Genomic DNA, 14,363 nt, shown 5'->3' with positions numbered 1-14,363 from the left:
GCCGGGGGAGATGACCTGCAGAAATGTTGCGTCGGACGGGGGCAGCTATTAGTTCCCGGGATCAGGGGAAATTTTTCCGGAGACGGAACCCCGACTAAAACCGCAGGTGATATTCCTATTTGCCACCCAAGGGCGGGGGGATATGACGTGACTTCCGTCGTAGGACCGGCCATACTGATCAGCGTGACGAGCGCAGTTTCAAACTCAGGTATGGCAGCACCACAGCGTGTTCCCGCACTGAACCGCCCCAATATGGTCAGTGTCGGCACGATTGTGTTCCTGTCTCAGGAATTGATGTTCTTCGCCGGACTCTTCGCGATGTATTTCACGTCGCGTGCGAACGGCCTGGCAGGCGACTGGAATGAGCAGACAGGCAATCTCAATGTCCTGTACGGCTTCATCATCACGGCCATTCTGGTCGCCTCCTCGTTTACTTCGCAGTTCGGCGTCTTCGCAGCAGAAAGGGGTGACGTTTTCGGTCTTCGTCGTTGGTACCTCATCACCGTGGCTCTGGCTCTGGCATTCCTCGCCTTCCTGGCCTACGAGTGGTACGAGCTGATCCATCACGGAGTGACCATCCAGTCGAGCGTTTTCGGCTCGGTCTTCTACATCATCACGGGCTTCCACGCCGCACACGTGACGGCAGGTGTTATCGCCTTCATCGTCGTGCTCCGTCGAGTGACCGTATCCAAGTTCACGCCGGCCCAGGCCACCGCCGCAATGGCAGTGTCCTACTACTGGCACTTCGTCGACGTCATCTGGATCGGCGTCTTCATCACCATCTATCTAGTCCAGTAGGCCGTAGCCTGCCGAGCAATCGGCCTGCAGCCATTCACTTTCCGTAACCGAATTTTCAAGAGGAAAATGATGGATACCAATCCGAACATCGCCGCAGGCGACGACTCCGCGTCGTCGACCCCGGCCAAGAAGGCCCGCGGGCGCCGCAAGATGCGCCGCACCGTAGCAGGCGCCTTCGCTCTCACCATCGGGCTCACCGGCGCCGGCGTCCTCGCCACCGCCCTGACCCCGGATGCGCAGATCGCCACCGCACAGCGTGACGATCAGGCACTGATCCAGGAGGGCAAGGACCTCTACGACGTGGCCTGCATCACCTGCCACGGTGCCAACCTGCAGGGTGTCCAGGACCGCGGTCCTTCCCTCGTCGGCGTCGGTGAAGGCGCGGTGTACTTCCAGGTGCACTCCGGCCGTATGCCGATGATGTCCAACGACGCCCAGGCCGAGCGCAAGGCTCCGCGCTACACCGAGGCTCAGACGCTGGCCATGGCCGCGTACATCTCGGCGAACGGCGGCGGCCCCGAACTCGTGTACAACGAGGACGGCACCATCGCCATGGAGGAACTCCGTGGCTCCAACTACGACGGCATCATGGATGCGCAGGACATCGCCCGCGGCGGTGAGCTGTTCCGTCTGAACTGCGCCTCCTGCCACAGCTTCACCGGCCGCGGCGGCGCACTGTCCTCCGGCAAGTACGCGCCGCCGCTGGACCCGGCGAACGAGCAGGAGATCTACCAGGCCATGCTCACCGGCCCGCAGAACATGCCGAAGTTCTCCGACCGTCAGCTCTCCGCCGACGAGAAGAAGGACATCATCGCCTTCATCAAGGCCACCAAGGAGACTCCGTCTCCGGGCGGCTGGGGCCTCGGCGGCCTCGGCCCGGTGTCTGAGGGCATGGCCATGTGGTTCATCGGCATCACCGTTCTCGGTGCCGCCGCTATGTGGATTGGATCGCGTTCATGAGCAACGAAGCTAAGAGGAACTACACCAAGCAGGAAATCAACGCGATGAGCAACGACGAGCTCGCGCGTCTGGGCACCGAGCTTGATGACGTCACCGTCGCGTACCGCAAGGAGCGCTTCCCGGTCCCGAACGACCCGGCCGAGAAGCGCGCCGAGCGCGGCGTGATGATCTGGCTGGCAGTAGGCATCATTGCCGCGATCGCCTTCCTGGGGGTGTACATCTTCTGGCCCTGGGAGTTCAAGAACCTCGGCGAGGAGGGGCACTTCCTCCACACCATCTACACCCCGCTCCTGGGCCTGACCTCCGGTCTCTCCATCCTGTCTCTCGGCATGGCGGTCGTTCTCTACGTGAAGAACATCGTCCCCGAGGAGATCTCCGTCCAGCGCCGCCACGACGGCCCCTCCTCGGAGGTGGACCGCCGCACGCTGACGGCTCTGCTCAACGACTCGTGGAACACCTCCACCCTCGGACGCCGCAAGGCTCTGCAGGGTCTGCTCGGCGGCGCCGGCATCCTCGCCGGCCTGGTCGTCGTCGCCCCGCTGGGCGGCATGATCAAGAACCCGTGGAAGCGCGGTGAGCTCAACGTCATGGGCGACGGCACCCTGTGGACCTCCGGCTGGACCCTCCACGAGGAGGGCGTCAAGATCTACCTGGGTCGCGACACCGGCGCCATCGCCGAGGAGCACACCGGCGAAACCGGCACCCACTGGGAGACCACCGGCGTGTCCCGTCTCGTCCGTGTCCGCCCGGAGGATCTCGACGCCGGCGCCATGGAGACGGTCTTCCCGCTCCCGGCTCCGTACGTCAACGACGGCGACGTCTACAACCCCGAGACCAACGTGTACGAGAGCCAGATGCACTCGCTGCACGGTCCGCGTAACGCCGTGATGCTCATCCGCCTGCGCTCCGCCGATGCCGAGAAGGCCATCGAGCGTCAGGGCCAGGAGGATTTCCACTACGGCGACTACTACGCGTACTCCAAGATCTGCACGCACATCGGCTGCCCGACCTCGCTCTACGAGGCGCAGACCAACCGAATCCTGTGCCCGTGCCACCAGTCGCAGTTCGATGCACTCCAGTACGGCAAGCCGATCTTCGGCCCGGCCGCACGTGCACTGCCGCAGCTGCCGATCGAAGTTGATGAAGAGGGTTACCTCATCGCCAAGGGCAACTTTATTGAGCCCGTTGGCCCGGCATTCTGGGAGCGTAGGTCCTAATGAGCAACAAAATGGCCAAGATGGCCGACAACATTGATTCCCGCTACACCGTCGCGGGAATGCTGCGTCCGCAGCTCAACAAGGTCTTCCCGACCCACTGGTCCTTCATGCTCGGCGAGATGGCGCTGTACAGCTTCATCATCCTCCTGCTGACCGGTGTTTATCTGGCGCTGTTCTTCGACCCCTCGATCACCAAGGTGATCTACGACGGCGCTTACCTGCCGCTCAACGGCGTCGAAATGTCCCGCGCGTACGCAACTGCGCTGGACATCTCCTTCGAGGTCCGCGGCGGACTCTTCGTCCGCCAGATGCACCACTGGGCCGCCCTCATGTTCATGATGTCGATGGTGGCCCACATGCTCCGCGTCTTCTTCACGGGTGCGTTCCGACGCCCGCGTGAGGCGAACTGGATCATCGGCAGCACCCTGATCATCCTGGGCATGGCCGAGGGCTTCATGGGATACTCCCTGCCCGACGACCTGCTCTCCGGCGTCGGCCTGCGCATCATGTCCGCGATCATCATCGGCCTCCCGATCATCGGCACCTGGCTGCACTGGCTGATCTTCGGCGGGGACTTCCCGTCCGACCTGATGCTGGACCGTTTCTACATCGCACACGTCCTCATCCTGCCGGGCATCATCCTCGGCCTGATCGCGGCGCACCTCGCCCTGGTCTGGTACCAGAAGCACACCCAGTTCCCGGGCGCCGGGCGCACCGAGAACAACGTCGTCGGTATCCGCATCATGCCGCTGTTCGCCACCAAGGCCATCGGCTTCGGCCTGCTGACCGCCGGCGTTCTGGCCCTGATGTCCGGCCTGCTGACGATCAACGCGATCTGGAACCTCGGCCCGTACAACCCGTCGCAGGTCTCCGCAGGTTCGCAGCCCGACGTTTACATGCTGTGGACGGACGGCCTGGCCCGTGTCATGCCGGCGTGGGAGCTCTACCTCGGCAACTACACCATCCCGAACGCCGTCTGGGTGGCCCTGCTCGCCGGCCTCATGGTTGTCGTGCTCTTCGCCTACCCGTGGATCGAGAAGCGCGCCACCGGCGACGACAACCACCACAACCTGGCTCAGCGCCCCCGCGACGTCCCGGTGCGCACCGCCATCGGTGTCATGGCGATCACCTTCTTCATGCTGGTGACCATCTCCGGCGGCAACGACCATGTCGCGCACTTCTTCCAGATCTCGCTCAACGCGATGACCTGGTTCGGCCGAGTCGGCATCATCCTGCTGCCGCCGCTGGCCTACTGGATCACCCACCGCATCTGCGTCGGGCTCCAGCGTTCCGACCGTGCGGTTCTCGAGCACGGCATCGAAACCGGTGTCATCAAGCAGATGCCGAACGGCGCGTTCGTCGAGATCCACCAGCCCCTGGGCCCGGTCGACGAGCACGGCCACCCGGTCCCGCTCGCCTACGCCGGCGCCCGCGTGCCGAAGCAGATGAACGAGCTGGGTTACGCCGACCGCATTTCCCGCGGTTCCCTCATCAAGGCGGACGAGGCGCGTTACACCGACGCCGCCGTCGAAACCGCGCACGCCAACGAGCGTGAAGAGAAGGCCATGCTGGAGAACCTCCAGGAGGCCAACCGTGCCAAGGACCGCGAGGCCGGCCTGCTCGACTAGGCCCCCGCAGTCGCTGCGCTCACAGGCGGAACCCCGTCTCCCCGGTACCTGGGGGAGGCGGGGTTCCGTCGTTCCCGGGTCTTTCCGGGCCGGAAAGAGGGTGAGTGACCCAAATCACCCGGTGAATTTCGGGTCCGTGGTCGCCCGGTACCGGCGGCCTTGCCATGCTCCTGCGGGACATCCCGGAAGTCTGCGAAACCCGAGGTCAAGGGGAGGGGAGGGGGGTGCGGATCTGGCGGCTGTCCGGTTGTGCCTGTCGGCGGTGCGCGGTGCCGCTGAAGAATAACGGCGAGGTAACAGTGGTCGATCGGGGCGCTCCATTGGACAACCTTCGTTGCAATTTCGTAACCTGATCGAGACATTGAGGTACTTCGGCAGAAGACGCCGAATGACAGAACTGAAAATTACGCCGAATCCCCGCCACGGGGAGCCGGGGAACCAACCAGCTTTTTCTGGGGTACATCCTCCGCGAGAGCGTCACGCACACAGGTGCACGACGTGGAGCGGGCGAGGGAAGCTTCCGTACATCCCAACCCGACAGCTAACCCGGTAGGCACACTGGAAGATTTGGAGAAACATTCGTGGTCGAGCACCGTCGCATCAACAAGACCTTCACCCGTCGTATCGCAACCGCCTCCGCGGTTGTCATGGGCGCCACCGTCCTGGCCCCGGGAGTCGCCGGCGCCGTCGAGGTCGTCATCCCGAACACCGACGTCCGCGTCGAGGTCCCGGGTCTGGAGAACGTCCAGGGCCTGCAGGCCGTGCCGAACGTCGAGCAGTTCGTCCCCTCGCTCCAGCAGTCCGCCAACACCTACGTGGCCAACGTCGCCGCCCCGGCCCCGGCACAGGCTCCCGCAGCCGCCCCGGCAGCGTCCTCCAGCGGCCAGGCCATCGTCGACGCCGTCCGCTCCAAGGTCGGCGCACCCTACGCCTGGGGCGCGACCGGCCCGAGCGCCTTCGACTGCTCCGGTCTGACCACCTGGGCCTACCAGCAGGTCGGCAAGTCCATCCCGCGCACCTCCCAGGCGCAGGCCGCCCAGGGCCAGCAGATCCCGCTGGACCAGCTCCAGCCGGGCGACATCATCGCCTACTACGGCGGCGCCACCCACGTGGGCATCTACGCCGGCAACGGCATGATCATCGACGCCCTCAACTCCGGCACCCCGGTCGGCGAGCGTCCGCTGCACTTCCAGCCGATCCACTCCGCCGTCCGCTTCTAGTCCAGCGTTGACCCTGCCCGTGTCCCCGGTCCGTACCCGGGGGCGCGGGCAGCGTGCGTTCCGGGTCCGGATGGCTATAGTTGTGCCTGTCTTCCCGCCGGCCACCTGTCTTCTGAAAGATTCCCACTTGCGTCTCCACACGGTCTTCTCCCACCGCCTCCGCAGCACGACCGCCGCCGCCCTGGGCGCTGTCATACTCACCTCGGGCGTCGCCGTCCCCGCGCACGCCGACGACATCGACTCGCTCATCGCCACGATGGAGGAGGTCTCGCACGAGGCCTCGGCCACGAGCGAACAGGTCAAGCAGCTGGCATCCGAGATCGAGGGAGGCCAGGACCGTATCGACGGGCTGCGTAACCGCGCGGACGAGGCTCAGCGGCGGGCCGAAGCCGCCCTGGCCGCCCAGCAGGACCACCAGCAGGAAGTCGACGGTCTGGCGGGGGCGAAGTACCGCGGGCTGATGATCGACCCGGTGACCAACGCCATCGCGGCGGCCACGCCGCAGAACGCCATCGACCGGGCGGCCTATCTGGCGACGCTGACGCGGAACACGGAACGCGCCGTCGACAAGCTCGCGGACGCCACCGCAGAAGCGGGCCGCTCCCACACCGACGCCTCCCGGATGCTGGCGGAGGCCGGTTTCGAGCAGTCGCAGCTGGAGAACCGCCACCGCGAGCTCGCGGAGGAGCAGGAGCGTCTCGACGTGCGCGTCCGGGAGATAGAGGAGAAGGTGTCCTCGCTCGACGCGGAGACGCGCGCCGCGTGGGAGAACAAGAACAACCCGCTCGAGCCGGTCATCCCCGCCGCCGGATCCGGCGCGGTGGCGGCCGCCCTGGGCAAGCTGGGCTCCCCCTACGGGTGGGGTGCGGCCGGTCCCGGCCAGTTCGACTGCTCCGGCCTGATGCTCTGGGCGTACCAGCAGCAGGGCAAGACCATCCCGCGGACCTCCCAGGCGCAGCTGGCCGGCGGCACCCCGGTCTCGCGCGCCGAACTCCAGCCGGGCGACATCGTCGGTTACTTCCCGGGCGTCACGCACGTGGGCATGTACATCGGCAACGGCCAGCTGGTGCACGCCTCCGACTACGGCATCCCCGTGCAGGTCGTGTCCGTCGACTCGATGCCCTGGGCCGGGGCGGTACGCTACTGACCCATGTCCCGGACTCTGCTGGTAACCAACGACTTCCCGCCCACCGTCGGCGGGATCCAGTCCTATCTCCGGGACTTTCTGGCCACGCTCGACCCCTCGCAGGTCGTGGTCTTCGCGTCCACGCAGGATGCCGGGGCGGCCACCGCCTATGACGCAGAGCTTCCGTACCCGGTGATCCGCTGGCCGCGTCGCGTCATGCTGCCCACGCCGGGCACCGCCCGGGAAATGGAGCGGATTATCCGCGAGCAGGACATCGACACCGTGTGGTTCGGCGCCGCCGCGCCGCTGGCGCTCATGGGCGCCGCCGCCCGCCGCGCGGGAGCGACCCGCGTCATCGCGAGCACCCACGGACATGAGGTGGGCTGGTCGATGCTGCCCGGCGCCCGGCAGGTCCTGCGCCGCATCGGCGGCTCCGCCGACGTGGTCACCTACATCTCCGACTACACGCTGCGCCGCTTCCGCAGCGCTTTCGGCTCCGGCCCCACCTTCGTGCACCTGCCCTCGGGCGTGGACGTCGAGTGGTTCAGCCCCGACACCTCCGCCGAGCGCGCCGCCACGCGCCGCAGGTTCAGCCTGGGCGACGGCCCCCTCGTGGTCTGCATCTCCCGGCTGGTGCCGCGCAAGGGCCAGGACCAGCTCATCCGGGCCTGGCCCGCCGTCCAGCGCTCCCACCCGGCCGCGCGGCTGGTCATCGTGGGCGCCGGTTCCCACGGACGCGCCCTGCGCAAGCTCGCCGCCCCGCTCGCCGACGCCGTCGTGTTCACCGGCCCCCTCCCCGCCGCCGATCTCCGGTCCCTGCTCGCGGCCGCGGACGTCTTCGCCATGCCCGCCCGCACCCGCGGCCGGGGGCTCGACGTCGAGGGGCTCGGCATCGTCTACCTCGAGGCGCAGGCCTGCGGCGTCCCGGTCGTGGCCGGCGATTCCGGCGGCGCCCCGGAGACGGTGACCCCGGAGACGGGAGTCGTCGTCGACGGGCGGGACCTGCAGGAACTGGCGGAAGTACTCGGCGGCCTGCTCGGCGACCCGCAGCTGCGGGAGAAGATGGGCCGGGCGGGTCGTCGGCACGCGACCGGGCACTGGACCTGGGACATCATGGGCGCACGCCTGCGGGAACTGGTTACGTCCGGTTAAGCGGATATACTTCCGGAGTTGAGTTCGACCCGACCCCAAGGTGGTGCCATGGACTTCACCGATCCCCGTCCGACGGTGGGTTTCGACATCGGCGGCACCCACTGCCGGGCCGCTGTGGTGACGGCCGGCGGCGAGATCCTCGAGACCCTGAGCACCGCCACGCCCACCACCGTGGAAGCGCTCGAGGACACCATCGTCCGCCTCCTGGATCAACTGCGGGCCACCCACGACCCCGCCGCCGTGGGCCTGGCTGTCGCGGGGTTCCTCGACCCGGCGCGGGAGACCGTGCGTTTCGCCCCGCACCTGCCGTGGCGCAACGCCCCCGTGCGGGCCAGGTTGGCCGGGCGGATCGGACTGCCCGTCACGCTGGAGCACGACGCCAACTCGGCGGCGTGGGGGGAATACCGCTTTGGCGCGGCGCAGGGTGCCGGCACCTGGGTGTTCTTCGCCGTCGGCACCGGAATCGGCGCGACCCTCATGATCGACGGGGAGATCTTCCGCGGCGCGCACGGCACCGCCCCGGAGTTCGGTCACCTCACCGTTGTCCCCGGTGGCCGGCAGTGCGCCTGCGGCAAGCGTGGTTGCCTGGAGCGCTACGCTTCGGGAACAGCGCTGGTGGACACCGCCGCGGAGCTCGCCGTGCCGGGGGCGGGCGGGCTGGCGCGGAGGGTCGTCGAGAAGCGGGACGCGGTGACGGGCGCGGAGATCATGGCCGCGGCGCGCGCCGGCGACCCCACGGGGATGGCGGTGCTGGCGGATTTCGCGGGCTGGCTGGGCCGGGGACTGGCGATGGTCACAGACGTGCTCGACCCTGAGCTCATCGTCCTCGGCGGGGGAGTGCCCCTCGACGCGGACCTGTTCCTCGACGCCGCCTGCGGGCGGATGGCGGAGGAGATCGTCGGCGCGGGACACCGGCCCCTGCCGGTCGTGGGAACCGCGGAACTGGGCGCCCACGCGGGTATGATCGGCGTGGCAGATCTGGCCCGCGGGCAGATGTGAGCGACGAGACGGGAAGAATCAGATGGAAAAGAAGTTGTACTGGATGTTCAAGAACGTTCTCATCGGGCCTTTCCTCCACGTGTGGAACCGTCCGGTGATGGACGGCGTCGAGAACATCCCGGCGGAGGGCGCCGCGATCGTCGCGTCCACCCACCAGTCGGTGATGGACTCCTTCTTCCTCGCGCTGATGATCCCGCGCCGCATCACCTATCCCGCCAAGTCCGAGTACTTCACCGCCCCCGGAGTCGTGGGCGCGGTGCAGCGGTGGTTCTTCAAGTCCATCGGCCAGATCCCGGTGGACCGTGGCGCCCCCGACGCGGGGGCCGCCACCCTCGCCGCCACCCGCCCGCTGCTGGAGAAGGGCGGAGTGCTGGGCATCTACCCCGAGGGCACCCGCTCCCCGGACGGCCGCCTCTACAAGGGGCGCACCGGCATGGCGCGCATCGCGCTGGCCACCGACGCCCCGATCATCCCCCTGGCCATGATCGGTTCCCGCGAGGCCAACCCCATCGGCACCTGGATTCCCCGCCCCAAGAAGGTCCGCATGAAGGTGGGTGAGCCGATCGACGGCCGCGCCTACGTTGAGTCGCTCGGCATCGACCCCGATTCGCGTGAGGCGGCGCGCCCGCTGACCGACCACGTGATGGCCGTCCTGGCCGAGCTCTCCGGACAGCCCTACGTGGACATGTACGCCTCGGAGGTCAAGGCCTCCCTGGCCGCCGGCAAGGGCTACCCGCACGGCACGGAGCCGAAGTAGCGGTCTTGGTCGCCCCGCCGGGCACCCTGTAGAGTCATATGCTGTACTCTGCCGGGGCCCGCCGGCATGCACCGGTGAGGGATTGGGGGGAACCACGTGTCCGCGAACATTCAGCCGACTGCGTCCCCCGCACCCGCCGCCCGCATGCGCTGGCCCGACGTGGCTAAGGGCCTGTCCATCCTCGGCGTTGTGCTCCTGCACGTGAGCCTGGCGGTGCCCGAGGGGATGGACACGATCGCGGCGCAGGTCAACCGCATCCTCGATCCGCTGCGCATGCCGCTGTTCTTCATGGTCAGCGGATTCTTCTCCGCGAAGGTCTTCGGATACACCTTCCGCGACCTCCTCCTGCGCAGGCTGTGGTTCTTCCTCGTGCCCTACCTGGTATGGGTGCCCATCGAGCTGTGGTTCAAGTTCCGCGAATGGCAGATGTTCAACGACCGTCCCATGCCCGGGGCGGGGAAGTACCTCGAGCACATCGTCGAGGGCCGGAACATGTACTGGTTCCTCTACGCTCTGGTGATCTTCAACATCGTGCTGTGGGCCAGCCGGAAGCTCCCCTGGTGGGCCGGCATCCTCGTGGGTTTCGCGCCGATCCTCATCCTGCCGTTGCATGCGGACCAGCACATGGTCGGCAAGGCGGTGCTGTACCTGCCGGCGTTCCTGCTCGGCGCGCACCTGCGCCACCACATCCGGGACTTCTCCGGTGCGGCGACTGGCCTGCGCAACCTCACCCGCGGATCCCTGCTCTACGCGGCCGGATTCACGCTGGCCGCCGTCTGGGCGTGGGGGAACTCGGTGGCGGACGTGTCGCTGCCGTGGCCTCTGCCCGGCGCGGAGACGGTGGGCTACGCCGACCTGCGCCTCGTCGTCAACGCGGCGGTGCAGCTGCTCATGCTGCCCATGGCGGTGATTGTGGCGGTGCTGCTGGCGCGGATCCCGGTGGTTTCCGACATCCTGTGCTTCCTCGGCCGCCACACTCTGGTCATCTACCTGGGCCACCCCATCGCACTGACGGTGCTCTACCACTACAACATGCGCGGCGTGGAGCTGCCGATCGCCCGCGGCAGCGACCACCCGCTGCACGAGACGGCCCTGTGGGTCATCGCCGGACTGGTGATCTCCGCGATCGGTGCCTTCGCGCTGTGGCTGGTCACCCGCGTCCCCTACCTGCGGTGGTCCGTGATGCCTCCGCTGCTGCCGGCCGCCCGGAAGCCCGCCGCCGGCACCAGCACCCGCGGGGCGGCCACGGCCGTCGCCACGACCGCGAGCGCCACCACCACATAAGAGTTGCCGGCCACGTGCGCCCACCACGGCCACGTGTACTCGAGGCCGTAGTCGTTGGGCAGCAGCCAGTGCGGGGAAGCGAGGACCGCCGCGAGCGTCAGCGCCGCCAGGACCGCCTCCGGGGCACTGCGCCGCTGCCAGGCCATCCCGGCCAGGGCCACGGCGACAGGGATCAGCCACACCCAGTGGTGCGACCAGGAGACCGGGGAGCACACCAGCGCCACCGTCGACGCCAGGAGGACCACCCCCAGCGCCGGTTCCGCGGAACGCGTGACGTGGTGGACCCGCAGCATCGCCGCGGTGATCAGCCCGAGCGCGAGGACGACCAGAACGGACCACACCACGGTGGAGGCCTGCTCGCCGGGCTCCGTGAGCCGGGCGAGGAAGCCCCTGATCGACTGGTTGGAGGAGTACGCCTCGTTGCCGATCCGGCTGGTGTCGCTCAGCGTGTTCAGCCAGTAGGTCAGCGAAGTACCCGGGCTCACCGCGGCGGCCGCCAGGGTGAAGCCGACCCCAGAGAGAAAGGTGACCGCCGCGGACCGCCACCGGCGCTGCACCAGGAACACCAGGATGAACACCGCGGGGGTCAGCTTGATGGCTGCGGCCAGGCCGATGAGCACGCCGCGGGGCAGGAGCGGCCGGCGGGTGAGGGTGTCGGCGAGCACCAGCGCCATGAGGATGACGTTGATCTGCCCGAAGGCCAGCGTCTCCCGGACAGGTTCGGCCACCAGTGCCAGCGGCAGCAGCCACACGGCGATCACCCGGTGGTCGGCGTCCGCCAGCGCGGGCAGCACGTGACGCAGCACGACGGCCAGGCACCACCACATCAGCACGGCGGTCAGCAGGGTCCACCCGACCAGCGCCACGCCGTAGGGCACCAGCGCCAGGGGGATGAACAGGATGGCGGCCAGCGGGGGATAGGTGAACGGCAGCTCGATGCCGCCGACCGAGTAGCTGCGGGTGTAGAGGTTGTCGCCGGCCAGGAACGCCTTAGCGCCCTCCCGGTAGACGTCGATGTCGATGGCGTAGCGCAGGGAGGGGCCGGAGTCGATCAGCCAGGGGAACAGCGCCGCCGCCGACGCGAGCAGCGCCAGGACAACCCCGATCCGGTGGCGCGGGAGGATGAACCGGGGGGCGGCGGGGGAGACGCTGATCGACTGCACGCCATGACTATAACGGGGTCTCCGACGGACCCCCTCGCCGGACGCGGGGTTGCCACGCATTAGGCTTGCCTCTGACCAGACACACCTCCGGAAGGGACGTGCGCGCAGTGCGCTACTTCTACGACACCGAGTTCATCGAGGACGGCCGGACCATCGAGCTGGTCTCCATCGGCATCGTCGCGGAGGACGGCCGGGAGTATTACGCCGTGTCCACCGATTTCGATTCCTCGAAGGCGAACGCCTGGGTCCGGGACAACGTGCTCAACCAGCTGCCCAACCCGGGCGACCGGGTGTGGAAGTCCCGGGACACCATCCGCCGGGAGGTGCTCGCCTTCCTCACCTCCCACAAGTACGGCGACCCGGAGCTGTGGGCGTGGGTCGGGGCCTACGACCATGTGCTGCTCGCCCAGCTCTGGGGCGACATGACGGGGTTGCCGCGGCCGATCCCGCGCTACACGCGCGAGCTCAAGCAGTACTGGGAGTTCGCGGGCAAACCGCCCCTGCCGAAGAGCCCGGACGACTCGCACGACGCGCTCATCGACGCCCGTCACAACCTGGAGAAGTTCCGGATCTGCGCGGCAGTCCTCCCCCTGGGCAGCGGCAACCGCGTCCTCAGGTGACTCGGTGGGGTTGCCGGTCTGGACATCCGTGCTATGAATATGGGTGTGAGTTGGACTGTTGACATCCCCAAAGAAGTTCTCCCCGATCTGCCGCCGCTTCCCGCAGGGCTGCACGAGCGATTCGAGGACGTGATTTCCCGGGAGGCCAAACAGCAGCCGACCTGGGACCGGGCACAGGCGGAGAACGTCCGCAAGATCCTCGAGTCGGTGCCGCCGATCGTGGTGGCCCCCGAGGTCGTCGAGCTGAAGCGCCAGCTCGCCGACGTGGCCAACGGCAAGGCGTTCCTCCTGCAGGGCGGCGACTGCGCCGAGACCTTCGAGTCGAACACCGAGCCGCACATCCGCGCCAACGTCAAGACGCTGCTGCAGATGGCCGTCGTCCTGACCTACGGCGCCTCCACCCCGGTGGTCAAGCTGGCCCGCATCGCCGGCCAGTACGCCAAGCCCCGCTCCCAGGACCTGGACGGCAACGGTCTGCCGAACTACCGCGGCGACATCGTCAACGGGGTCGAGCCGACCCCGGAGGCACGCCGCCACGATCCGGCGCGGATGGTCCGCGCCTACGCCAACTCCTCGGCCGCGATGAACCTGGTGCGTGCTCTGGTCTCCTCGGGCACCGCCGACCTCAAGCGCGTCCACGAGTGGAACCAGGAGTTCGTCGCCCAGTCCCCGGCCGGCGCCCGCTACGAGGCCCTGGCCAACGAGATCGAGGCCGGCCTGCGCTTCATGGAGGCCTGCGGCGTCCACGACGATTCCCTGCGCACCTCCAACATCTACGCCTCCCACGAGGCACTGCTCGTCGACTACGAGCGCGCGATGCTGCGCCTCCACGAGGACGAGGACGGCAACACCCGCCTCTACGACCTCTCGGCGCACCAGCTGTGGATCGGCGAGCGCACCCGCGGCCTCGACGACTTCCACGTCAACTTCGCCGCCCTGATCTCCAACCCGGTGGGACTGAAGATCGGGCCGTCGATCACCCCGGAGGAGGCCGTCGCCTACGCCCGCAAGCTCGATCCGGAGAAGGAGCCGGGCCGCCTGACCATGGTCGCCCGCATGGGCCACGACAAGGTCCGCACCGCACTCCCGCCGGTCATCGAGGCGGTGGAGGCCGCCGGCCACAAGGTCATCTGGCAGTCCGACCCGATGCACGGCAACACCTTCACCGCCTCCAACGGCTACAAGACCCGCCACTTCGACAAGGTCATCGACGAGGTCCAGGGCTTCTTCGAGGTCCACCGTTCCCTGGGCACCCACCCGGGAGGCATCCACATCGAGCTCACCGGTGAGGACGTCACCGAGTGCCTCGGCGGGGCCATGGACATCACCGACGTGGATCTTCCGGGCCGCTACGAGTCCGCCTGCGACCCGCGCCTGAACACCCAGCAGTCCCTGGAGCTGGCCTTCCTGGTCGCGGAGATGCTCCGCAACTAGCCCGC

Annotated in this window: 12 protein-coding genes, 1 pseudogene and 1 riboswitch; of the genes and pseudogenes, 12 read left to right on the top strand and 1 reads right to left on the bottom strand. The window is 68.0% G+C overall.

What is annotated here, in order from left to right; translation table 11 throughout:
• The first annotated feature begins 183 nt into the window (after positions 1 to 183).
• The 10 genes from ctaE to B840_RS13810 all read left to right on the top strand — a co-directional run bounded on the left by ctaE (position 184) and on the right by B840_RS13810 (position 11,141).
• Positions 184 to 798, top strand: a complete 615-nt coding sequence (gene ctaE / locus B840_RS08400; RefSeq protein ID WP_188656910.1) for an aa3-type cytochrome oxidase subunit III — start codon at positions 184 to 186, stop codon at positions 796 to 798.
• A gap of 66 nt (positions 799 to 864) precedes the next feature.
• A complete protein-coding gene (gene qcrC, locus B840_RS08395) occupies positions 865 to 1,758 on the top strand; it encodes a cytochrome bc1 complex diheme cytochrome c subunit (protein WP_156971874.1) in 894 nt (297 codons plus the stop codon).
• The gene (qcrA, locus tag B840_RS08390) at positions 1,755 to 2,975 is read left to right on the top strand and encodes a cytochrome bc1 complex Rieske iron-sulfur subunit (protein ID WP_042621780.1); all 1,221 of its coding nucleotides are present in this window, start codon (positions 1,755 to 1,757) and stop codon (positions 2,973 to 2,975) included. The genes qcrC and qcrA overlap by 4 nt, the downstream gene beginning before the upstream one ends.
• Positions 2,975 to 4,603 carry a cytochrome bc1 complex cytochrome b subunit gene (gene qcrB / locus B840_RS08385; protein ID WP_042621779.1) on the top strand — a complete coding sequence of 543 codons (1,629 nt, stop codon included), beginning with the start codon at positions 2,975 to 2,977 and terminating at the stop codon, positions 4,601 to 4,603. The genes qcrA and qcrB overlap by 1 nt, the downstream gene beginning before the upstream one ends.
• A 397-nt stretch (positions 4,604 to 5,000) precedes the next feature.
• Positions 5,001 to 5,173: riboswitch (cyclic di-AMP (ydaO/yuaA leader) on the top strand.
• A gap of 11 nt (positions 5,174 to 5,184) precedes the next feature.
• Positions 5,185 to 5,823, top strand: a complete 639-nt coding sequence (locus tag B840_RS08380) for a C40 family peptidase (protein ID WP_042621778.1) — start codon at positions 5,185 to 5,187, stop codon at positions 5,821 to 5,823.
• Between the two features lie 127 nt (positions 5,824 to 5,950).
• Entirely contained in the window at positions 5,951 to 6,970 is a 1,020-nt protein-coding gene (locus B840_RS08375) for a C40 family peptidase (RefSeq protein WP_229676601.1), read from the top strand.
• Between the two features lie 3 nt (positions 6,971 to 6,973).
• A complete protein-coding gene (locus B840_RS08370) occupies positions 6,974 to 8,101 on the top strand; it encodes a glycosyltransferase family 4 protein (protein WP_042621777.1) in 1,128 nt (375 codons plus the stop codon).
• Between the two features lie 48 nt (positions 8,102 to 8,149).
• The gene (locus tag B840_RS08365; RefSeq protein ID WP_042621776.1) at positions 8,150 to 9,100 is read left to right on the top strand and encodes an ROK family protein; all 951 of its coding nucleotides are present in this window, start codon (positions 8,150 to 8,152) and stop codon (positions 9,098 to 9,100) included.
• Between the two features lie 22 nt (positions 9,101 to 9,122).
• On the top strand, positions 9,123 to 9,857 hold the full coding sequence (locus B840_RS08360; RefSeq protein WP_042621775.1) for a lysophospholipid acyltransferase family protein: 735 nt from the start codon (positions 9,123 to 9,125) through the stop codon (positions 9,855 to 9,857).
• Positions 9,858 to 9,953: 96 nt separating this feature from the next.
• Positions 9,954 to 11,141, top strand: coding sequence for an acyltransferase family protein (locus B840_RS13810; RefSeq protein WP_052491137.1), 1,188 nt, complete (start codon positions 9,954 to 9,956; stop codon positions 11,139 to 11,141).
• A gap of 215 nt (positions 11,142 to 11,356) precedes the next feature.
• Here the strand turns inward: B840_RS13810 and B840_RS13115 are convergent.
• Positions 11,357 to 12,364, bottom strand: a pseudogene (locus B840_RS13115) (glycosyltransferase family 87 protein); the annotation flags it as partial.
• Between the two features lie 47 nt (positions 12,365 to 12,411).
• Here B840_RS13115 and B840_RS08350 point away from each other — a divergent pair.
• A complete protein-coding gene (locus B840_RS08350) occupies positions 12,412 to 12,924 on the top strand; it encodes a polyadenylate-specific 3'-exoribonuclease AS (protein ID WP_042622639.1) in 513 nt (170 codons plus the stop codon).
• 45 nt (positions 12,925 to 12,969) lie between these two features.
• Positions 12,970 to 14,358 (top strand): class II 3-deoxy-7-phosphoheptulonate synthase, encoded by a 1,389-nt coding sequence (locus tag B840_RS08345; protein WP_042622638.1) that lies wholly within the window; start codon positions 12,970 to 12,972, stop codon positions 14,356 to 14,358.
• Positions 14,359 to 14,363 lie beyond the last annotated feature (5 nt).

Origin of the sequence: Corynebacterium marinum DSM 44953 (genome assembly GCF_000835165.1) — a bacterium.
GTDB classification, from domain to species: Bacteria; Actinomycetota; Actinomycetes; order Mycobacteriales; family Mycobacteriaceae; genus Corynebacterium; species Corynebacterium marinum.
The sequence above is the reverse complement of the archived record's forward strand: the minus strand, read 5'-3'. Positions and strand labels throughout refer to the sequence as shown.

What these genes read in the sequence shown, in the direction of transcription:
- B840_RS08360 (WP_042621775.1), top strand. Translation starts at nt 9,123, where the DNA reads ATGGAAAAGAAGTTGTACTGGATGTTCAAGAACGTTCTCATCGGGCCT.
- qcrA (WP_042621780.1), top strand. Translation starts at nt 1,755, where the DNA reads ATGAGCAACGAAGCTAAGAGGAACTACACCAAGCAGGAAATCAACGCG.
- B840_RS08365 (WP_042621776.1), top strand. Translation starts at nt 8,150, where the DNA reads ATGGACTTCACCGATCCCCGTCCGACGGTGGGTTTCGACATCGGCGGC.
- B840_RS08370 (WP_042621777.1), top strand. Translation starts at nt 6,974, where the DNA reads ATGTCCCGGACTCTGCTGGTAACCAACGACTTCCCGCCCACCGTCGGC.
- qcrB (WP_042621779.1), top strand. Translation starts at nt 2,975, where the DNA reads ATGAGCAACAAAATGGCCAAGATGGCCGACAACATTGATTCCCGCTAC.
- qcrC (WP_156971874.1), top strand. Translation starts at nt 865, where the DNA reads ATGATGGATACCAATCCGAACATCGCCGCAGGCGACGACTCCGCGTCG.